Genomic DNA, 22605 nt, shown 5'->3' on the forward strand with positions numbered 1-22605 from the left:
TATCTATTAAGAAAATCAAACTTTAATAGTTGTTTTAAATTAAAATTAATAAAATAGCCGGTTCTGAACAAGAACCGGCTAGCTATTTGTGTTATCATAACTCAATAGCAAATAAAGTATATAAAAGCTCTCTATATTGATCTTCTGTAATTTCACGTTTCGTTTTTTCACCATGAACTATTTCAGTGAAACTAGTATTGGTTAAAGAGACATGGCCAGATTCCGTCAATTTGACTGCAATCGGTCCTTTATTGAAAATAGATTTCTCATCTTCTACTACTCTTTTTTGAACATCATACACTACTGCCTCATCAATGATACGATTATAAAAAGCATGACATACTTTCCACTCACCGTTCGTATCTTTTCTTTCTAGAACGTAATTCCCTTTACTCGTATCTTTTCGTCTCACTCGATACGTACCATTTTTAGAAGAAACAGGCTCACCAGTAAAAGGTACCGGGACTAGAGGTACTAATGAAGCGATACCTACATCAATTACGTATCGTACGTTATCATAATTTAGAATAATCGTTATATGTCCATCCTCAAGTGCCCATGCCTTTATATCATTTTTATATACGGTACCTAATGCGAGTCGTACATCATAACCACAATCTTTTAAAAAGTAGTAAAAAAGAGTATTTAATTCATAACAAAGTCCACCGCGGGATCTAGTTAAAATTTTATCCTGTAAATTTTCCATAGTAATTGTATTCGTATTACGTGCTATAACATCTAAATTCTCAAATGGTATAGTGTGTGCAAATGCAAAGAGAATTGTATTTAATTCCTCAAATTTCACTTCAGTACGCTTTGCAAAATTCAATCTTGTAAAAAGCTTATGTTGTAGACTTGTCATAGTCAGCACCCCTTAAAATGTATAAGTTAAAATAGTATATACTGATTGTAATTTTGATAGGGTACTGAAACAATGTACATTTCGTTTAACTGTACCGGTACAAAAATTCTAACCAACAAGATTACTTAAGATAAGAAGCTACGAATACAAATGTAATAGTTTGTCTATAGGTAAATTATTATGATCGCTTAAATCAACAAAATACTGAAGCTGCCACATTTGGCTCTTTTTAGCTTGATTGCTGACAGGGTTATCCCATATAGGATAAATTCTCATAGCCATCTTGCCTTTTTGGTTTTGTGTTCTCAAGATTTTTTCCTTAAGAAGAATCTCTTTTGGGAAAATAAATTGTCCTAGTTTATTATCATCTATACAATTGATAACTAATAAGTCAGGAGCAGCGTCATAAGAAAACGCTTGATTTTGCATATTGTCATCTTTCTCCCAAAAAGAAACAAATTGACCAATTTTATTAGGAGTAATTTTTGATTTTCTAAAACGAATGGTTTTGTTATTTAAGTGAAATATACATCCTGCATATTCTACGTTTTGCTTTTCTTCTTTTACATTCGTTATCATTAAATTAATAGGTTTGTAAACTATATTGTCTAAATTTCGGATCGTATCATTATAATTGTTCAAGAAAACTCCCCCTTTGTTCATTTCTTAGTTTAACACAAACATCAGTTCTTCTACATTGTATAGAATGTATATAATCATGAGTGACATGAAAAAGGGAAGATATAATTATTACTTTAATTTACTTTTTACTTAAATAAAAAAGCCTCCATTTGGAGGTTTTTTTATGCAAACACTTCAGGATATGTTGTCGCTAAATACTCTTTCCAATAACCATTGTCTCCATCCATATCATGTAGCCACCAATACATCATTAGCGTTTCTTATTCTTGTTTCTTGCCTTGTATAAATGCCTTATGGGGTAATTTTCTGTACAAAGCGTCTATATTGAATAGATTTTTCCGCTGCATGTAATCATATTCAAACCCTTGTCACTTGTCCTTACTCTTCTTTTTATAATTCCCACTTTACTTTAAATAAAATGTGTTTAACTATTCGTGGGATGAAGAGTGTATTTTTGTAAATAATAAGTTTGTAAAGTATTAAATTGAGGAGGGTTTGTATGCAACACCTTAAAAAAGCTATAAAGTCTGCTTCTAATATGAAATCAGATTTTGCTACAACTGATGCGCAAAAAGTAAAACAAGAAATTCAAAATGATGTAAGAGCAGGACAAGGAGCAATGACTTCTCGAGAAGCGGGGGCAATGCGAGATTAAGAATACATTCCTTACTTGTATTTTTAGTTTGTTTATTTCTTAAACATTTACCAGTAATGAGTGTTTCCATAAAGTCACTGCCCTTAAGTAAAACTTTAAGTGTTTCTTTGTTTTTACTTACAATGCGGTAAATGAAATCTTTCTTAATTATTTGTTTAGAATATAAAAATTCATTACTCCGCAATATTTTTACTTATTATAAAAAAAATGCGGAGTAATATAACTTAATAAACTATCAAAAGTGTCAATCTCAGAATACGGTTTTATTTCAGTCTTATTTGTGATTCTATGAGGATTAAACCATATCCCTTTTATATTTACATTTTGAGGACCAGCAATATCCTTTTCTAAGTCATCTCCAATAAATAATACATCTTCTGGTTGTACATTAAGCTTATTTAATGCTAGTTCAAATATACGCTTATCAGGTTTACTAAATCCCACTTCTTCAGAAATAATGATCGTATCAAAGTAATTGTTTAAATTCGTGTTACTTATTTTAGCCTTTTGCCTTTGAGTTGAGCCATTTGTTATAATTCCAACTTCAAAGTGCTTCTTTATATGATGTAAGAAATGAATAGTATTTTTGTCTATTGAAAAACATTTAGGGAAATTATGATTCCAAAAATCTTGGATATAATTGCGTTGTAACCTATACTTTGGTGGGAATTCATCAAACAATGATTCTAAAACTATCGTTTTATCACTCATGCCGTATTCCCTTTTATCATATTCTTTAAATTTTCGTAGCATATTGTTTTTAACTGTATCACTAACATTCTCATAACACTTTTCTAAAACAAATAAAAACAATTTATCTACTGCCTTATCCCTATTAAGTAACGTATCATCTAAATCAAACAGCATAGCTTTATAACCCATTAAATAAATTCACAACCTTTCTCACATGATTTAAATAATCCTTAGTTCGCATCTTAGACCTTTACTAAATTAGCAAAAAAACTACAAAGTTTGTGGCGTACGCTCTAGAATTTCGCTTGCTTCTTTTATATTTAAACTCATCTCCCTTCTAGTAAAGTATCGAAAGTGTATTTTCAAACAGTTAAAAAAAACTACATGTAATTTACATTATTATACATTAGTTTTTCGTAAATATTAATCGTTCAACTTTTTATATGATAAGTTTTTTCAAGCACACAAATATCCCCCCATAAAAAAGGAAGATCGGTAATAATCCTTTTTACGGAGAATACACAATCTTGAAAATGGAGTTAATACGTTAAACGTCTTATAAAGTTTCCTATTGTATCTCCACATAAACTACAGATAGTACGGCTATAATGACTACCAGAGGTGATATTATGAAAAACTATCATATCCTCGTGGTTGAGGACGATCAGGAAATTCAGGAATTAATTAAACAATTTTTAATGACACAACAGTATACAGTGGTAGTTGCTTCAGATGGACTAGAGGGTATGACACAATTTAATAAGCAATCCTTTGATTTAGTTCTTCTAGATGTAATGATGCCCAATCTTAATGGATTTGAAGTTGCTAAAATGATTCGAAGTCAGTCAAACATACCAATTATTATGCTAACTGCGTTAGAAGAAGAGGAAGATCAAATGAAAGGGTTCGATCTTGGGATTGATGATTATATAACAAAACCCTTTTCGTTTCATGTTTTGATTAGACGAGTCGAAGCTGTACTTAGAAGAAGTTATGATAACAATGTAAATAATCATTTGATATTTAAAGAAGTACGCATTGATGTTGATGCATATCGAGTATATGTAGATGATGTTGAAATTTTCTTAACGACAAAAGAGTTCGAAATTCTACAACTACTATTTCAAAATGAGAGAAAAGTACTGACAAGAGAAAATATCGTAGAGAAAGTTTGGGGATACGATTATTTTGGAGAAACACGAATAATTGATACACATATTAAAAACCTACGTAAAAAACTAGCTATCCCCTACATTAAAACAATAAAGGGTATTGGTTATAAAGTTGATGAATAAAATTTTAAAAATCATGAAGATGAAACGAATTACTTATAAACTCTTTATGACTACATCCCTCATTTTGTTATCCTTTGCAGTGTTGATTTATTTAACTTTATATTTCTTTCTTCCTACGTTTTATGAGCAATACAAAACAGATCAACTTCAAACAGGGATAAAAGAAATAATTGATAAGTCCAAAAATCTTACGTTTCAAGATGCGATACCACTTTTTGATGAATACGCAAAAAAAAATAACGCGATGCTTTCGCTTCAAAATAAAGAAGGAGTAATTATTTACTCGCCTTCATTTTCTTTTATTCAAAGTGGTACACAAACAACAGTAGTTACTAAAGCCACACGATTTGAGAATGCAGGTACCATTAGCAATTCATATAATGTTACGGAACCAATTCAATTCCAAGATGGTAGTTTAACGCTTGTAGTGTTCGCAACATTTCAACCGATTGATGAAGCTTCGCAGGTATTAGTGCGCTTTCTCCCCTATATTAGTATCATTGTGCTCGTAATTGGTATAGGGAGTGCTTATTTCTATTCCAGGTTTATTACAAAGCCACTAATTTATATTAATGAAGGTGCACAAAAGATGGCAAATTTAGATTTCTCCGAAAAAATTGAGGTTCGCTCTACAGATGAGTTAGGAGAGTTATCTAATAGTTTGAACGACATGTCTATTAACTTACAACAAGCTATGTTCGATTTAAAAAAAGCAAATGAACAACTAAAAAATGATATTGAAAAAGAAAGAGAAATAGAAACAAAACGCAGAGAGTTTTTTGCGATTGTAGCACATGAATTAAAGTCCCCTCTTACTGTAATGAAAGGGTACTTAGAAGGGATGATATACAATATTGGCCCTTATCAAAATCGTGATCAATATTTAAAGAAAAATCATCAAATTATTGAAAGTATGCAACAATTAGTTCGTGAAATTTTAAGTATGTCAAAGTTAGAACAACACACTTTTAAACTAAAAATAGAAGAAGTTAATCTTTCAAAGTTATTAGGTACAATCACAAAAGATCTCGAATTTTTCGCTTCTCAAAAAAGCATCCAAATAATAAAAGAAATTGACTCTGACTTTTCTGTTTATACAGATCGTGTTCTATTTGAAAAAGCATGTAAAAATATTATCCATAATGCAGTTATGTATTCACCACATGATGAAAAAGTCTATATCAAGTTAAATAATGATTCTAAACATGGTCAAATCAAAATGCAAATTATAAATACAGGTGTCAATATTAAAGATGAAGATATACAACAAATTTTCAAACCATTTTATCGAATTGAAAAATCAAGGAATCGAAATACTGGGGGAAGTGGTTTGGGACTATATATTGTTAAACAAATTCTTGAAACGTTAAATATAAAGTATACTATAAAAAATATGGAACATAGTGTGCAATTTTGCATGAACATTCCTTTATCTAAAAAACAAACAAACAAACTCCCCTCTTAGTATGGCGAGTTTGTTTGTTTTTGTAGCAAGTATAATCTTATTAGGAATCAATTAGGGGGACTTTTCGTTTTTTAAGCTCTTTATTTCTACCATCCAACTTTAAAATGAAATCAGTAGTTGTTATTCCTTATTCTATCCGAGACGAGGTTGTTATATATGCGCTATCCAATTGAAATTCCCGTTACAAGAAAAACTCACTCTAAATCCATATTAATTTAAATGGAGTGCAAAAAAATGGAGTTTGCGATGCTTAAAAACAAAGATAATAGATATATTAAAAAGCTTAATCATAAATGGAACAAATGTGTTACTAAGATTGTCTATTAAGTATAAAAAAGGTGTTCTTGGTAGTCCTCTCATTTTGTACAAGAGGAGTGCTATCCAGTGCATTTGTTAATTGTATAGGTATGTAAAAACCTATACAAAATCCATATATTCTTGAAAGAAATTGAAAATATATGATAGTTTCAAAGAAGTTTTTTCACATTGCACATTATAAAAAGATACTACCTGTAGTATTACTTTCATGTGTAACGCTTATAGGCTGTTCTAATAGTAATATTCAATCCGAACCATCGAAACAAACCAAACATGAAAATACAGAATGGTCTTTCACGTTCGAATCACTTATTTAGAGTTAATATTTTATGTTTCCTTTCACTTTCAACCATTCTAATGCTCAATCATATTACGCTTATTTTTAGATTTTCCATTTGTAGCTATATTAATCGAGACATTTAAATCTAATTCTTTATTTTGAAGAAATACCCCTCCCTCTTTTTCGTGTTTTTTCCATAATTTATTATTCTGACGATATAAAGAATGTGATAACTGATACGTGTCAATCCCTCTTTCGATTCCTTTTCGGTACGTTGTTTTAATTTCTTTTTCAACTTGGGCCTCTGCAATTTTTTTAATATCATTTACGGGCATAGAGTGTATTAATTGAAAAATATCAGCATCGAAATGGATGTTCATAAGTATGCGTAACTTTCCATTTTTCACAAAATGTTTTGTATCTATCTTCGGGTTTTTCAATACTATATGTCCAATAATTTTCTGATTAAATTTTAAAAGTAATGGAGCTCGTTTCGTATTTCCATCCGTCCAACGAATCCCAGCAATATCATGGCTGTTTAAATGATTTATATAGGATTTATCACTTATAAAACCATAACCACTAAATTTTAACATTGGAAATGATGTATGCCCTTTTTTCCAATATGCTTTAGTCGTAGCTAAGAAAGGAATACGAGTTGTCATCCCAGGTTCATAATAATTTCTTTGAAATTTATATAAAGGTAAAGGATCTATTATTGTATATTGCTTGGTTATCTCTTTTGGTAAATTAATGATTGTATATAATTGAGAAATATTTAAAATATTATTGTTCGCTAATATATTTTCTAAAGGTTCCTTAGTTCCAAATATCCACATAGTATCTCGAAATTGAAAAAAACGAGAGAAAAAATCATTAAATTGATTTATGTCACCATGTTTTAAAAATCGCTCTGTTACAACAATTGTTTTGAGATGCTCCCATGAGATTTCTTGTTGAGCCCCCTTATAAAAATCAAATGCTGCCTCATCTAAAATGGAGCCTTTTCCCTTTCCAATATAGGCCTGGCTATAATTACGGGTAGTGCTCCCTTCTTGTTTAGCTATGTTAGAGAAATTAATAAATTGCGGACGGATGATATAATTATTATCTTTAAAATCGATACCTAGACTATTTATATATAGAACGTGATGCAACTCTCTTTGATCCCAACACCCTGTTAGAAACGTACACATCATAAAAAGAAATACAACTATTCTTTTATTTTTCTTCATCTGTACTCTCTCTTTTCCTTGTATTATCTTGCGTATGCAATTCTTCAGGTCTTTTTTTCATATACGTGAAAGGAATTCTAAATGTGGCTGCTAGCATACTTTTAAATACAGGGGGTGAATATGGTGTAAAGAATGGGACTCCAAAAGATCGTAAATTCACTACATGTATCGCCATCACAAGAACACAGAAGATAAATCCTACTATACCTAATAAAGAAGACACTACAAATACTATATATCGCAATATACTTATTATCCCTGTTACCGACTGATTAGTTAAAGCAAATGTCGAAACAACCGAGATTGCTATTATAATGACCATAGATGCTGAAACAATTCCAGCACTAATAGCGGCTTGTCCAATAATCAATCCCCCTACCACAGATAATGTTTGACCAAATACCGCAGGAACACGCAATCCTGCTTGCCTCAAAACTTCAAATAAGGTCATCATTATTAGCCCTTCTAAAGGAGCAGGAAAAGGAATCCCTTCTCTTGATAAGCTTAATGTAGCTAACAACGTATAGGGAATCTGATCTGGATGATATGTAATTAATGCTATCCAAATTCCTGGAAGAAATATAGAAATTGCTATCCCCAAAAGACTTACAAGCCGTACAAAGCTACCGAATATATAGAAAAAATCTTGATCTTCAGATGTATTCACAAAAAAAGGAAACGTAACTGGAGCAATAGTGGCTGTCGGTGACCCTTCGACTAATAAAATAAAACGCCCATACAACAAACAATTCACAGCATAATCAGGACGTCCTGTATATTCAACTAAAGGAAATACACTAAATTGATTGTTTGTAATTAATTCTTCAATCTGTGCACTTGAAACAATCCCATCTATTTTAATTTGTCTTAATTTTAATCGAACTTGATTAATGATATCTTGGGATGCAATATCTTTTAAATACAAGAGGGCTACTTTAGTTTGTGTTCTTTCTCCAATAATAAATTCTTCATAACTAAGAGAACTTGTTTTTAGCCTTTTTCTAATTAATCCTATATTTGTGTTTAACTCTTCAACAAATCCATCACGTCCACCACGAATGGTCATCTCTGTATTTGTTTGCTCAACTGATCTTGTAGGTATTTGGGCAATATCAACTATATACCCTTGTTTATATTCTTCAAAAATAATGAGGAGGTTACCTTCAAATATAATTTTAGATATAGTTTCATTCGAATTTACTATATCTAATTTTTTTACTGATAACTGAGGAATTAATGTTGAAAGGTTAAATTCTTCTATAGAATTACTTAAAAGCTTTTTGCAAACTTGAGATGATGTGGCTTGTTTTAATTTTGTATTATCAATTAAGTTTTGACAATACATAAACAATACTGAACTCGTTTTTTCTTCCTCGTCCAATTCATGCTTTATTATTTTTACATCGTTGCATCCTTCAAACCACTCTAGTATTACCTTCTCGTTTAATTCTACTCGTTTGTTCATCTACGTTGTCTCCTTCAAACTCAGCAACCTCATATAAATTATATACTCATACTCTTTCAAGAGCTTTTCTTAAATTTAACAACCCATACAAACACCATTAGTAATATAGAAAACAAAAATAGTCCTATTGCTGAAACTGGCAAAACAATTTGAGATACAAACCAATAGAAACTAGAGTCACTGATGGGTAGTATACTTATTACTAAAATACATGAAAGTATTGCAAACATAACCCGATTTCTTGTTTTCCGATTTGTAATTGATAACAATTCTGGAATGAGAAAAACAACAAGCGATAGACGAATAAAGATCCCTACAAGCCACTGATACACGGAGAGAAAGTCTAAATTTTCAATGTACCTTCCTATTGACACAAGTCTCCATTCTTCAAATGCTGGATATCGTTGGTTTGCTGCTGCGAAAGGACCAAATTCTATAATAGCTGCCATAACTGGGCCTATTGTGATACCAATAATAACAATACCTAAAGCAATCAATTGATATAATTTTACTTTTGAACAAATATGATGTTGTAAAAAAAGAATAAAAATTAATTCTAGAAATCCTGCTGCAGGATAAACCATCCCCCTAAATATTGGATTCATTCCATTTTCCATCATTGGCTGAAGTAAAGAATAATCTTTATGTGGAACATTTGCAAACATTACAAAAAAACCAAGTAAAAATACAATTGGCAACAAAACACCTGTTGTAAGTGCAATAGATTGAATTCCTTTTGTAGCATTATAGAGACAAATCAACAAAAAAAGTATTCCTAATACAAAGTGAGGTGTTTCTGGTAAATAAAAAGAGAAAAAGGTTAAGGTTTCTTTTAGTGCAACGACACCAATCGTTATTAAATAAAGTGCAACTATGAATATGATTGGATATACACTGAATTTCCCGAAATTATTTTTTAGCCACAAAAACAAATGTTCATTTTTTATTTTTTTATATATGATGAATATTATTGAAATCCAAAGCAAGTATAGGATGCTTACTAATATGATAGAGATCCACGAATCTCTACCTGATGTATCTAATAACATAGGAATCATAATGACATGATTAATTATCCCAATACTACCAATGAGTATCATAGAAACTTGAAATAAAGTAATTGTTTGCTTATTCATACTTACCACCATGTTTAGTAATGAAGAAATATTACATAGTATAACTGATACATTACTTCTTTATTCCAAATGGTTAGCACTTAGAGACATGGACAATTAAACTTTTTTTACATTAGATGTAAGTTAGCTCCTTCTATTCTATACATAATTTCTTTAGGCAGGTATACTATAAACACAATAGTTCTAGAAAGGTGATGATGTTATGTATGAACAACAAAATAATAGAGATAGAGATCAAAAAATGATGTTTTCTATGCAAGGAGTTCCCACAAATAAAATTAACATGAATCAATTACCTAAATGGATTAGAATCTTCGGCTATTGTGCATTTGGCTGGATGATAGTATTTAGTTTAATTATGATAATAGGTTTAATTCTTCAATAACTATGCAGATAAACAGTTAAACGGGACAGTAATTAGATCATAGATCTAATTACTGTCCCGTTTTTTATATGTAATTCTTCAATAATATAGGTAACTGATCATAGCAAAAAGAACCTGTAGAATATCCTACAAGTTCTTTTTCAAATTTAGTTAAAAAGGAAACAACAAAATAACGTAACATTCAATACAGGGAGACCATTTTGATTATGGCTTGATTTTATTATATATCAAATATAAGCTTTTGAAATGAGTGATATTTGAAAATTATGTGAATTAAAAAGCTAAGATGTTTGTATTAGATTTGGTTTACGACCAACTTCTTCTTACTTAAATACACTGCACGATCTGATTTTTTAGCAACTTCCTGTGAATGCGTTACAACAATAATACATTTATTCTCTTTATGTGCAAGTTCTTGAAACAGTTCTATAATATCCATTGCCGTTTCTTCGTCGAGGTTTCCTGTCGGTTCATCTGCAATAAGTAAATCAACATTACAAGATAACGCTCGAGCAATTGCTACACGTTGTTGTTGCCCGCCACTTAGTTGCAGGACGTTTCGTTTCGCTTCAACTTCTGTGAGTCCTACTTTCTCTAATAATTCTAATGCCCTTACCATCTTATTTTTCACTTTGACACCTGTAATTTCCATTGCTGTTAGGACATTTTGAAGAGCAGTCATATAGGTAATCAAATTATAAGATTGGAAAATTACAGATACATTTTGATTACGGTATCGATCCAAACCAATTTTTCGAATATCTTTGCCATTATACAGTACGTAACCATTTTTAGGGACATCCAGTCCACAACCTAAGCTTAGAGTTGTGGTTTTTCCAGATCCGGATGGTCCTAAAATTGTGTAGAAATGACCTTTTTGAAAAGAAAAGTTAACATTGTCTAGTATCGCTACATTTTTTCCATTACTTTCATAATAATAATCCAAGTTTTTAAATTGTAAAATCGTTTCCATATCGCGCCTCCTTATTCATCTTTTAAAAGAATTTGTTTTGGATTTAAACGTAGAATAGATAATGCCGGAAGAAGCGTTGCAATTATAGCAATAGCTAGTCCAATTCCACCCATTTTCCCTACATCTTCTCCTGTTACACTTACATCAATTTTATCAATTGGATTTTCTTTTTGATGTTGTAGAGTACCACCAGGCCCAGCCATCATTACAGTACCATGTTGCGAGGTATCTGTTTCTTCGCTCGCAGTAGCAATTTCACTCGAAAGTAAATTATTCCCTATAAATTGAGAAACTTTGGCTCCTGTTGTTATGGATAATCCAAATGCTAAAATAGCGATACATACTACTTCTACTACGAACTGCGCCATCAGTTTCCACTTTTTCTCTCCAATAGATAACAAAATCCCCATTTCCTTACGACGCCCTTTAATTGATAGCATAATGATTAACCCTAATATAATCGCACCTGCAATCGATACAATATAAATAATCATTTGAGAAGTAGAAGAGATATTTTCGATAGGACCAATCATTTGTTTGTACAATGAATCATGTGCATCTAATTTAAAATAATTAAAATCAATATTAGATTTTTTTGCTTCTTTTTTAAATGCATCAATGTATTGTGGGTCATTCAAGAAATACACGACTTGAACACTATTTATACCTTGATCTACTTCTAATTTTTTCATAGTTGAATGCGGCATATATAGTTTATTAGCTGGATCCATTATAGGAGGGGCCTGTTGACCCATTGCTTGCTCATTCGTTTCGTAAATACCGATAATTTCAATCTCGAGGGTTTCCTTCTTATCCCCTGATTGCACTTTTACTTTGTCTCCTACTTTCAAATTGTTTAATTCCGCTAATCGTTTTTCCATTAAAGCTACATTCTGATCTTTCATCTGTTCTGTAATTGGTTTTCCATCTATGATTTTACTTTTTCCATTTTTAAAGCTTTCTTGTAATGCTGTCTTGCGAACTCCCTCAATCGTAAAAGATGCATTCATATCTATTTCTGTACCTGAGCTTGAACCGCCTCGTACAGCCGCCATTCCCACTTTACCTTTGCCTTCTTCTTCATCTGAGGCTCCTACTAGTTTAAGTTCATCAGAAATTCCGAAAGTGTTAGTTATGTAATTATAGTCTTTTACATATTTTGACTTCGCTAATTGATCTGTTTCTTTTATATTGAGCTGCGGCGGTTTTGGCATTTCTCCAGTTTCTCTAGCTTTTTGACCTAATTTTTCAAAATCAAGACTTAAAGTAACATCTGCACCTAGTTTTTTTCTTGCAGCATCAGCTGCTTTTTTTGATGCATTTTGGATTGTGAACCCTGAAAGAACCAAATTTGTAACAATTAGAAAAACTGCCATCAAAATTAATGATGTTCCTATTCTTTTTTTCATACTGAGAATTGCACGTTTTATAAAATTCATTTTTTCTTACCTCCTTGATAACTTGTATTCTATATATGTTATCTAGAGTCTATATGGAGCTAATCGGTAGTTTATCTAGAGATATAAGGAGTTTATGTGTAGTTATTTATTCATTGGCCTAATCAAGAAAAACCGAAAAAACAAGCCAAAAGCGTAAACGGTTTTGAATATCGGTAAGAAGTTTGTCCATTTAAGGGACTTATAGAAAAAGAAAAGGAGGTTAAGTTTAATTTAATGTATGTAACATGAAAAATATATTTATTGTGCAATTTCTACACGATAAACATAGAAATCACGTCATTTTAAAAGGTGAACCCTTTAATAAAAAATAAGCTATTTTGAATGGTTGGATAGAGTTGAAGAAACTTATATTTAACTATGGGGTCCCGATACATCATTATCAATCTAATATTTTGCAATATCGATAAAACGAAAAAGACGTTATCCTTTCTGTAGAATTTTAGGAAAGGATAACGTCTTTTTTATACTTGTATACTCAAAGTTCCTTTGAATTGTTTTTGGATGGTAAAACATGTTTCTCTACTCTTTCATATTGAGTAAGTAATTGCCTAATAAAAGATAATTTCGGTACTAACCAATACGAAAATACCGCTGAAATACATCCTATTAAAGCCCCAATTGCAACATCAAAAGGATAATGAACCCCTACCCAAATTCGAGAGATTGCTACACAAAGTGCAAGTATAAGCCATAGCCATCCAGTTTTTTTACGAACAAGCCAAAACGAAAAACAAATTGAAAAAAAGAGAATCGTATGGTCACTAGGAAATGAATTATCTACAGCATGGTCGACAAGTTTATTAACATCAGGCAATACTGCAAACGGTTGATAATTTAGATGGAATTTCCCTGCTATTTTCCCGATTACCTCAGCAATTACAAAAGCAACCATCGCTTGAATTACCATCATTCTACTTTTTCTGGACCCAGTAAACCAATAAGCTAAAATAATTAAAGCAAAAATATATACCATATATTCAGCCAAAAATACGATGGCCGGGTTTAGGAATGAAAACTGTTTACCTAAATCATTAATTGTTCGAAAACTATCAATATTGAATTGTGAAAAAGTCATTTTCAACTCCCTCCTTTTTAGTAAGTTGTTTTACGGAATGCCATATACTTTCGTTACATAAATAGTTTTGGTTATTGTACGCATATTAAAATATCAACCTCTTATGACACCGCTTTCTTCTTATTCACTTTAATAAAAAAAGAAAAAAGAAAACATCGAACTTTCTTACAAATATTCGTGCATTCTTACAGTTTTGTCATTTTCTCGTCACTTTGTAAATAGGTTCATCATCTTTCCTTTTGATATATTCATAAACTCTCATATCTACAATTGTGGAAACTCTAATTACACATAAAAAAGAGAAGAACCTTGTTAAGTTCTTCTCTTTTTTTATTAAATTGTAATATAATTACAGTATGTGAAATTATACTATTTTAAGTTTAAAAGCGAAGTGAAAACAATCTTCCGTCCACTTTTGGCATTTATTTAATCGGTTTCTCTGTTTTTAAAACAAATGAACTTAATCCAGGAACTTTAATTTTATTGTCATGGACAACATAAAGTGGTTTACTTCCCGCCTGCTTCCCGTCTACTAGCACTTTCCAAGGACCTTTCGATGGAAGTGTTATTTCAACAGCTTCTCTATTTGCATTGTGAGCCACCGTAAAGTATTCATTTTTATTACCCTCTATTGTATAAGCTACAGTATTTTTAGGAGCATCAATAAATGATACATGTGTTTTTATTTGCTCTGCAGATGTCATTCGAAAAGCTGAGTACTTTTTGCGTAATTCTATTAACCCCTTCATATAATCTACTTCATTGTTAAATGCTACACGGCGTAACCAATCCATTTGGTTAATTGAATCGGGAGATTTGTAACTGTTATGATCACCATATTTCGTGCGCATAAACTCTTGTCCCGCATGTAAGAACGGAATACCTTGTGATGTTAATAAAATCGAAGAAGATAATTTATGCATTTGTTTTCGCACTTCTTCACTGTCACTTGGATTAGTCAACTCAAGTTTATCCCATAATGTATGATTATCATGCGCTTCCACATAAGTTAATACCTGTTCCGGATCTTGATAGGTAGACGAATTTGTATCGTAGTCAATGCCTGCCGTAATGCCTTTTTTCATACGGTCTTCCATGTTTTCCTTTCCATTTACGAATCCATTTTCTTTCTCTTCAAATACACTACCTTTTAATCCATCACGTATATTATCGTTAAAATGAGCAATCCCTTTCATTTTCTTTGCATTTTTTTGATTTGCTTTCAACTCTGCTGCAAGAGGTGTATTTAAATCCCAACCTTCTCCATGCAGTATAATAGAAGGATCAATTTGATTAACAGCTTTACGTATTTCATTCATCGTTTCATAATCATGAATACCCATTAAATCAAAACGGAATCCGTCTAAATTGTACTCTTTTGCCCAATATGTGACGGAATCTATCATAAATTTCCTCATCATTTTTCTTTCTGAAGCAGTATCATTTCCTACTCCGGTTCCATTTGCAAATGTTCCATCTTCATTGTAACGATAATAATAACCTGGAACTAACTTATGAAAATTAGATTCAGTAGCACTATACATATGGTTATACACTACATCCATTACAACACGAAGATTATTATCATGCAGTGTTTGAATCATTTGCTTTAATTCTGTTATTCGAACAGTTGGCTCATATGGATTTGTAGAATAGGATCCCTCTGGAACATTAAAATTTTTCGGATCATATCCCCAGTTATATTGTGATTCGTTTACATTCTCTTCATTTACTGAAGCATAATCAAATATCGGTAAAAGCTGAACATGTGTAACACCAAGATCTTTCATATGATCAAGTCCTGTTTTTACACCTTCAGGACCTCTTGTTCCTTTTTCTGTTACTCCTAAATATTTCCCTTTCTGCTTAATCCCACTTTCAGGTTGGATGGAAAGATCGCGTACATGTAATTCATAAATAATAGCATCTTCCGGATTTTTTAATTTAGGCTTTTTGTTAGTGTTCCATTTTTTCGGATTTGTTTCTTCTAAATCAACAACCGCACCTTTATCTCCATTTACAGAAGCAGCACGTGCATACGGATCAACTGCTTCCGTCCACTTATCACCAATTTTCACCTTATATGTATAATAGAGACCTTTTTGGTTCCCTTTAAGTTCTGCTTTCCAAGTGCCCTTTTCACCTTGTTGCATGTTTATTTCATTACCTATTTTATCGTTCCATTTTTTATATGTAACTAATTTTGCTTCACTCGCAGTAGGAGCCCATACACGGAACTTTGTATGTTGTGGTGTATATATATTCCCTAAATCGTTACCACCATAATAAAATAAATGATCAAACTCTTCACTACGAATGACTTTACCGATTTCAGTATTTGTATCAGCTACGTTTTCAATTTTAACTTTGTATGTCTGCTTTAAATCAATTTTCTGCTCCGTAATTACTTTCACCTTATTCGTAACATTTCCACTGTTTATATCATAAGGACTAATATTCTTAATTTTAATACCTTCAATTTCAATTTTCTGTTCCTTAATATGAAATGGGACATTAGTCGTTACAGTGATTTCATTGAAACTATCAATCGTTGCTTTTTGAATTGATAGATCCGAAGAAGGCTTAGCGTTATATACCTTTTCATCACCAGAAAGAATCCATACTTCAGCACGACCGTCCTTTATATTTTCAATCCAACGATCCCCACCATCTTTTTCCCACTCATTTGTACGAATGATGAATCCTACACGATTATAGTCACCATCTATATTAATCTTAGCATACTTTCCAAATTCATCTTCACCAGTAAATTCATAAGATGTACCATTTGCACTTTCTCCCCATAACCAAATATTCCAGTCTTTTGTATTTCCAAGCTTCTCTTTGTAATGAATGATAACTTCAGTTGTTTTCGAATTTGAAACTGCATTCACACTTTGAATAGAGAAAACAGATGCGAACATAACAATTATAGTAAGTAATAAAACTGATTTGTTAATTATTCTTTTTATCATTTGCACTACATACACCCTTTCTTTAAATAGCATGAACCTTATATTCTGCTCGTACTACATTACAACTACTTCAATTAATCTAAAAATCTCTTTTATTTCACCCCCATATTGGCTGATTTAACATATGTATTTCAATGATCTTTTAATACGAAAACGTTTGCATTAATGTATAAAAAAATAGGTTTGTTTATGTCTTCATATATTTGTAAATACGAAAAGATCAGGGAAATCATTATAAAACAATCGTTTGTTATCGCTTTCATTTTATAGTACTTTCCGTTAAGAGGTCAATATATTGTTAATTTTCTGTTTTTATACACTATAAACCTTTCATTTTTGACGTAACTTTTAAAGATACCCTCCCTAATTATTGTTAAGTAATTATATTTTCACTAATGCATAGTTACGTAAAAAACAGCTAATGTCCTTTTAAGGATATTAGCTGTTTTTTCATAATGTAATAATATATGAATGATAACTATATTTCTAACTTACTTAATTTTTGCTGCATCAAATGCCTTTTGTACCGCTTGAACTTCAGCTGTATTCGCACCATATTTATTAGTTGCCACTCGAATACATGCTGATCTCAATTCTTTGAAATTAGAAGTCATGTTTAACTCATCTGTATTTGCATAATAGAAAATATCAAACATTTTATCTTCACCAATTCCTTTAACAGTTACTCCGTTATGAGTTCCGCCTTTTGCAATAAGATATGCAACTTTATTAATAATACTTGAATTAAAATGAACGCCACCTTGATCCCATCCATTAAAATCGTTAAATTCACTGTAATCATCTGGATAAGGTACTCCAAGTGAAGATGGAACAGAAGCTGGGTTTTCCATATCACGGAAGACAGATCCAGTTTGTTCTCCCATCGTCCAGTTAAAGCTTCCATTATTTACGTATTTCTCAATAGATGTTCCCATAATATCAGATAGTGCCTCATTAATCGCACCAGATTCACCGTAATATTCAAGATTAGATTCACTAGAAGTAACAGCATGTGTAAATTCATGCCCAGCTACGTCATATGCTTTGACGATAGGATCCCCATATACAAGCATACTACCATTATTAGCACTTAATGCATTCTGCCAATTTTTCGGATCATTCGTATCTCCAGAATCCCAAGCATGTACAACTGAAACTACCTTTTGTCCCTTATTATCAAAGCTATTACGATTGTATTTATCTTTATAAAAATCAAAAACTTTTGTTGCTAAGTAATGAGCACTTACTGCTTTTGGATCGTTAAATGTTGTCGAAGTACTAGTTGCTAATGTACCAGGATAATAGCTTTCTTCTTTCGTAATATCTCTGTAATTCACATCATATGTTTCAATTCCTTGCCCTCTTGTATAATCAGCAAGAGCATATTTGCCATTACTTTGTTTAGAAATACCAAATGTACGTGATATACCTAAATCATCTTTTCCTGTTCCAGTTAATGATGTAAGATTGCTTTTTTTACTTTTCTTTAATGCTCCAACTAGTTTTTCACTTGCTTTTAAGTTAGATTCTTGTACCATATTTTTTAACATTTCACCATTTTGAGCATTTATTAAATAAGTTCCGGAAACATAGTTTGGTGTTGCAGCTTCAAATGTAACCTGGTATGCATTGCTAGCTTGTCCATTCTTTTCATCCACAAAAATAACTTCCTTAACTTCTGGCTCAGAAATAAAATTGATATCGTTCCCGTACTTCTTATAAATATATTGTTTCGCTTCATCTTTTGATAGATTGATAGGTTTTTTTAATTCTTCTTGTTTCAAATTTTGCGCGCTATCACCTGAAACACTTTTAATAACACCATCATTATCTACGTGTGCAGTTAATTGATGGCCATATACTTCTTTTCCTTCATATGTTTGCTGTATACGTACAAGTGTAGTCCCATCATATGAATCACGTTTTTGAAGAACTTTATAATCTACTCCAGTTTCTCCATTGACTTGCTTTGGAGAAAGGGCTTGTTTGGTTTTCTCCTTAAGAGCATCTTTTACTACATTCTCTGGTGCCTTTTGTGACGGTTGTGTAAGTTCACCTGAACGGAATGATTCCTCCTGAATTTGAACTTGTAGTTGATCTGTTTCCTCTGCATGACCTACTCCATACGGTGCTACTGCTGTTAAAGCTAAACCTGTTGTTAATGCTACCTTAGTTAACGTTTTTTTGTTTTTCATTTTTTCACCTCGTATAATTTTGAAATAGAAAGCTTGTACAAAGTATACTTCCTGTTTCTGTCGAAAAAAAGGGAAAATACACAATTTATGTAACATTATGCAAAATTACATAATATAAGGACGATGATCCAAATTAAGAACAACTTATATAAGTGCATGAATTTCAATAAAAAATAGAGCACTTTAAGGTGCTCTTCAAATACGATTATAAATTATGTATTGTGTCATTTATTAGTATATGCTCGTCTCATTTAATTGTTTATTTAATGATTTCTCTACTCAATAACCTTTTAAAAATACATCATCCAATACACCGGTATCCTCTGTTACTGTTTGATTAGCAAATAAAAAATATAGTAAAGATAATGCTAGAAAAAAACATACTACTTATTTGCATTCATATTTATTGGTACTTTTTTAATTGGCACAAATAAATCAACCTTTAATTTTCCTTCTAAATCTTCTGCAATATTATTTAAGCAAAACTCTAAATTATCTCTATCATAATCTGCATCATACTCACTATTTGGTAGCCACTCTGCGTACATGTATTGATACGCTATACTTAATTTATGAGGTTCATCATAGAATTGGTATAGAGCGTATAGACCGCTATCTACACTTTTAAATTGCACATCCTCATGTTGTTCTTTTTCAAAGTTTTCAGGTATGGTCACGCAAGCATCATGTCGGCACATATGGCTTGCAACAAGTTCAGGATTATCTAATGAGATCCCGATAAATGATTGCTCCGGTGGATAAAGTTTATTTTCATTTGCCCACTGTAATAACCTTCCCCAGTGATCTTGTGGTTCAAAATAACTACCAGTTCGTCTTATATAGGCTACTTTTAATGGTGGTAATTTTTTTATAGTCACTTTCATTTACATCAACCCCCTTTAACAAATCTCTACTCTATTTATTTATTTATTTAGCCTTTATTTTCATATATTCCTTCGTAAATAAACAAATTCTATAAATGCATATTCTTTAATTAAAACATAAGTCGTTGTTTTTGAATTGATACTACATTACTAAATTTGTAGAAGTTATAGGTATGTAAAATTTTATTTCAACTCTAAATAAAGAATCTCTTTCATCGTTCTAGCAACTTACTAGAAATATAATAATGAAAAGCAATGTTCTTTTAATTTATCATTAAATAAATGTAAAAAATGCCTCTATTCACTCATTTTTCATGCGTATGTATGTACATTTGTTAATTTATTCGATATATTATGTGTATTGAATGATTACGAAAAGCTTATAGGTCGCTAAAAAACACCTTATATTTTTATATCCATGAAAACTACAAAATGTATAAAATTCCATTTGTCAAATGAATTTAATGCGGAAGGAGGTTTGTGGTTACTTCATCGGGATATAATAATCAGTTTTAAACTGATAAAAATATAGGAGGCGACATTATGTTTCGTACGATTTCAAATTTCATGAGAGTAGCTGAGATAAGAAGGAAAATCCTTTTTACATTAGCGATGTTAATTGTTTTCCGAATTGGCACGTTTATTCCAGTTCCTCATACTAACGCAGAGGTATTAAAAGTACAAGATCAAGCTAACGTTTTAGGTATGCTAAACGTATTTGGTGGAGGAGCACTGCAACACTTCTCAATCTTTGCTGTAGGTATTACACCTTATATTACAGCTTCCATCATAGTACAATTACTACAAATGGACGTTATACCTAAATTTTCGGAATGGGCAAAGCAAGGAGAAATGGGCCGTAAGAAGTCAGCTCAATTCACTCGATACTTTACAATCATTCTCGCATTCATACAAGCCATTGGGATGTCTTATGGCTTTAATAATATAGCAGGTGGACAATTAATAACAGATCAAAGCTGGACTACATACTTATTTATTGCGACAGTTTTAACTGCAGGTACTGCATTTTTACTTTGGTTAGGTGAACAAATTACCGCTAACGGAGTTGGTAATGGTATTTCGATGATTATTTTCGCAGGACTTGTTGCAGCGATTCCAAATGTTGCGAACCAAATTTATTTGCAACAATTTCAAAATGCAGGCGATCAATTATTCATGCACATCATAAAGATGGTCTTAATTGGTCTCGTAATTTTAGCGATAGTTGTTGGGGTTATTTACATACAACAAGCAGTGCGTAAAATACCGATTCAATATGCAAAAGCTGTTTCAGGCAACAATCAATATCAAGGAGCAAAAAACACTCATTTACCTCTTAAAGTAAATAGTGCTGGTGTAATTCCAGTAATCTTTGCTTCTGCATTTTTAATGACGCCGCGTACAATTGCGCAGCTTTTCCCTGATTCAAGTGTATCAAAATGGATAGTTGCTAATCTGGATTTTGCACATCCATTTGGAATGACACTTTATGTCGGTCTTATCGTTGCTTTCACATACTTCTACGCATTTATTCAAGTAAATCCCGAACAAATGGCTGAGAATTTGAAAAAACAAAATGGATATGTGCCTGGTATTCGTCCTGGTAAGTCAACAGAACAGTATGTAACTAAAATTTTATACCGTTTAACATTTATCGGCGCGATTTTCTTAGGTGCAATTTCAATTTTACCGCTTGTATTCACAAAGATTGCTACATTACCACCTTCTGCTCAAATTGGTGGTACAAGCTTACTTATCATTGTCGGTGTAGCACTAGAAACTATGAAGACTTTAGAAAGCCAGCTTGTAAAACGTCATTATAAAGGCTTTATTAAAAAAGTGAATTAATTATAAAAAACACACTATGGTTTAAAGACATAGTGTGTTTTTTATTTTATATAAATATCGCCATTAATTCTTGATTTTAAAATCCTTATTATTGTGCATGTAAAATACCTTGAAGTACAACCTCTAATCCCCAGCGGAACCTTTCTTCTCCACCAGACAACATATCCTCTTGTAAACTTACAATCATCGGATACTTTACTTCATCTAATGTTTCGTACGAAGCGCGAATTGCGTCAAGTGTAGCTCCCTTTTCTTTACGTGCTGTTTGTTCATATGCGACTGAAGCAGCATATAACAGTAGAATATCTACTCCCCATGCTGATGATTTCGCATTCACTCCTCCTACGTATAATTGGTGCAAAATCTGTTCGGTAAGAGCTAACGAATTTGGTCCAATTGGAATTGTCATTAAAGCCAATTCCGCCATTCCAGGGGAATTAAACAAAATTCTGAAATATGAATATACAAGTTCAAATAATGCTTTTTTCCATGCCTCATTTTTGACATCTATTTCTTCAATTTTTCCTAGACCATAGTCTAATACAAACGCTCTTAATTCATCAGCATTTTTAACATAAACATATAAAGAAGATGGTCCTGTATCTAGCACTTTTGCAATTTTTCTCATACTAAGACCTGATGTCCCTTCAGATTTCAGGAGGTTATATGCAGTTTTCACAATAATTTCTTTACTCAATGGTTCTTTTGCTGGTCGCGAACGACGGCTATTCGTTGTATTTGTTTTCTCTTTCATAGTTCTCCTT

General features: G+C 31.7%; 18 protein-coding genes and 1 pseudogene. 6 read left to right on the forward strand and 13 right to left on the reverse strand.

The window, feature by feature from the left end; all coding sequences use genetic code 11:
• Window positions 1–94 precede the first annotated feature (94 nt).
• Both EKQ63_RS14430 and EKQ63_RS14435 read right to left on the reverse strand, forming a co-directional pair.
• Window positions 95–862 carry an arylamine N-acetyltransferase family protein gene (locus EKQ63_RS14430; protein WP_087953529.1) on the reverse strand — a complete coding sequence of 256 codons (768 nt, stop codon included), beginning with the start codon at window positions 860–862 and terminating at the stop codon, window positions 95–97.
• Between the two features lie 138 nt (window positions 863–1000).
• On the reverse strand, window positions 1001–1504 hold the full coding sequence (locus tag EKQ63_RS14435; protein WP_173601620.1) for a MepB family protein: 504 nt from the start codon (window positions 1502–1504) through the stop codon (window positions 1001–1003).
• A gap of 499 nt (window positions 1505–2003) precedes the next feature.
• Here EKQ63_RS14435 and EKQ63_RS29920 point away from each other — a divergent pair, with 499 nt between their 5' ends.
• The gene (locus tag EKQ63_RS29920; RefSeq protein ID WP_173601619.1) at window positions 2004–2159 is read left to right on the forward strand and encodes a hypothetical protein; all 156 of its coding nucleotides are present in this window, start codon (window positions 2004–2006) and stop codon (window positions 2157–2159) included.
• 189 nt (window positions 2160–2348) lie between these two features.
• Here the strand turns inward: EKQ63_RS29920 and EKQ63_RS14440 are convergent, their stop codons facing one another.
• Window positions 2349–3041 carry an HAD family hydrolase gene (locus tag EKQ63_RS14440; RefSeq protein ID WP_087997283.1) on the reverse strand — a complete coding sequence of 231 codons (693 nt, stop codon included), beginning with the start codon at window positions 3039–3041 and terminating at the stop codon, window positions 2349–2351.
• A 440-nt stretch (window positions 3042–3481) separates the two neighbouring features.
• On the opposite strand from EKQ63_RS14440, the gene EKQ63_RS14445 reads away from it, so the two are divergent.
• The 3 genes and pseudogenes from EKQ63_RS14445 to EKQ63_RS14455 form a co-directional block, all read left to right on the forward strand.
• Window positions 3482–4147 (forward strand): response regulator transcription factor, encoded by a 666-nt coding sequence (locus EKQ63_RS14445; RefSeq protein WP_000800744.1) that lies wholly within the window; start codon window positions 3482–3484, stop codon window positions 4145–4147.
• Window positions 4140–5612 (forward strand): sensor histidine kinase, encoded by a 1473-nt coding sequence (locus EKQ63_RS14450; protein ID WP_087953526.1) that lies wholly within the window; start codon window positions 4140–4142, stop codon window positions 5610–5612. The genes EKQ63_RS14445 and EKQ63_RS14450 overlap by 8 nt, the downstream gene beginning before the upstream one ends.
• Before the next feature lie 458 nt (window positions 5613–6070).
• Window positions 6071–6214: pseudogene (locus tag EKQ63_RS14455) on the forward strand (class A beta-lactamase); the annotation flags it as partial.
• 70 nt (window positions 6215–6284) lie between these two features.
• Here the strand turns inward: EKQ63_RS14455 and EKQ63_RS14460 are convergent.
• From EKQ63_RS14460 to EKQ63_RS14470, 3 genes are read right to left on the reverse strand one after another with little or no spacing between them, the layout of a single operon-like run.
• Window positions 6285–7445, reverse strand: coding sequence for a spore germination protein GerXC (locus EKQ63_RS14460; protein ID WP_143881179.1), 1161 nt, complete (start codon window positions 7443–7445; stop codon window positions 6285–6287).
• Window positions 7432–8910 carry a spore germination protein GerXA gene (locus tag EKQ63_RS14465; RefSeq protein ID WP_071716335.1) on the reverse strand — a complete coding sequence of 493 codons (1479 nt, stop codon included), beginning with the start codon at window positions 8908–8910 and terminating at the stop codon, window positions 7432–7434. Before EKQ63_RS14465 ends, EKQ63_RS14460 begins: the two co-directional genes overlap by 14 nt.
• Window positions 8911–8966: 56 nt before the next feature.
• Window positions 8967–10046, reverse strand: a complete 1080-nt coding sequence (locus EKQ63_RS14470; protein WP_143881180.1) for a spore germination protein GerXB — start codon at window positions 10044–10046, stop codon at window positions 8967–8969.
• 202 nt (window positions 10047–10248) lie between these two features.
• Between EKQ63_RS14470 and EKQ63_RS14475 the strand changes: the two genes are divergently transcribed.
• On the forward strand, window positions 10249–10431 hold the full coding sequence (locus EKQ63_RS14475; protein ID WP_071716333.1) for a hypothetical protein: 183 nt from the start codon (window positions 10249–10251) through the stop codon (window positions 10429–10431).
• Between the two features lie 295 nt (window positions 10432–10726).
• On the opposite strand, the gene EKQ63_RS14480 is transcribed toward EKQ63_RS14475, so the two are convergent.
• The 6 genes from EKQ63_RS14480 to EKQ63_RS14505 all read right to left on the reverse strand — a co-directional run bounded on the left by EKQ63_RS14480 (window position 10727) and on the right by EKQ63_RS14505 (window position 19993).
• Window positions 10727–11404, reverse strand: coding sequence for an ABC transporter ATP-binding protein (locus EKQ63_RS14480; protein WP_000447846.1), 678 nt, complete (start codon window positions 11402–11404; stop codon window positions 10727–10729).
• Window positions 11405–11415: 11 nt separating this feature from the next.
• Complete coding sequence (locus EKQ63_RS14485; protein WP_143881181.1) at window positions 11416–12843, reverse strand: ABC transporter permease; 1428 nt, start codon at window positions 12841–12843, stop codon at window positions 11416–11418.
• A gap of 496 nt (window positions 12844–13339) precedes the next feature.
• A complete protein-coding gene (locus EKQ63_RS14490; protein ID WP_087997281.1) occupies window positions 13340–13939 on the reverse strand; it encodes an undecaprenyl-diphosphatase in 600 nt (199 codons plus the stop codon).
• A 422-nt stretch (window positions 13940–14361) separates the two neighbouring features.
• The gene (pulA, locus tag EKQ63_RS14495) at window positions 14362–16920 is read right to left on the reverse strand and encodes a type I pullulanase (RefSeq protein ID WP_143881770.1); all 2559 of its coding nucleotides are present in this window, start codon (window positions 16918–16920) and stop codon (window positions 14362–14364) included.
• Between the two features lie 485 nt (window positions 16921–17405).
• A complete protein-coding gene (locus EKQ63_RS14500) occupies window positions 17406–19109 on the reverse strand; it encodes a M4 family metallopeptidase (RefSeq protein WP_143881182.1) in 1704 nt (567 codons plus the stop codon).
• A 383-nt stretch (window positions 19110–19492) separates the two neighbouring features.
• Window positions 19493–19993 (reverse strand): AraC family transcriptional regulator, encoded by a 501-nt coding sequence (locus EKQ63_RS14505; protein ID WP_143881183.1) that lies wholly within the window; start codon window positions 19991–19993, stop codon window positions 19493–19495.
• A 543-nt stretch (window positions 19994–20536) separates the two neighbouring features.
• On the opposite strand from EKQ63_RS14505, the gene secY reads away from it, so the two are divergent.
• Window positions 20537–21841, forward strand: a complete 1305-nt coding sequence (gene secY / locus EKQ63_RS14510; protein WP_087997278.1) for a preprotein translocase subunit SecY — start codon at window positions 20537–20539, stop codon at window positions 21839–21841.
• 88 nt (window positions 21842–21929) lie between these two features.
• Here the strand turns inward: secY and EKQ63_RS14515 are convergent, their stop codons facing one another.
• Window positions 21930–22595, reverse strand: coding sequence for a TetR/AcrR family transcriptional regulator (locus EKQ63_RS14515; protein ID WP_087953517.1), 666 nt, complete (start codon window positions 22593–22595; stop codon window positions 21930–21932).
• Between the last annotated feature and the right edge of the window lie 10 nt (window positions 22596–22605).

Source organism: Bacillus sp. BD59S (assembly GCF_007363175.1).
In the GTDB taxonomy this organism is placed as follows: domain Bacteria; phylum Bacillota; class Bacilli; order Bacillales; family Bacillaceae_G; genus Bacillus_A; species Bacillus_A pacificus.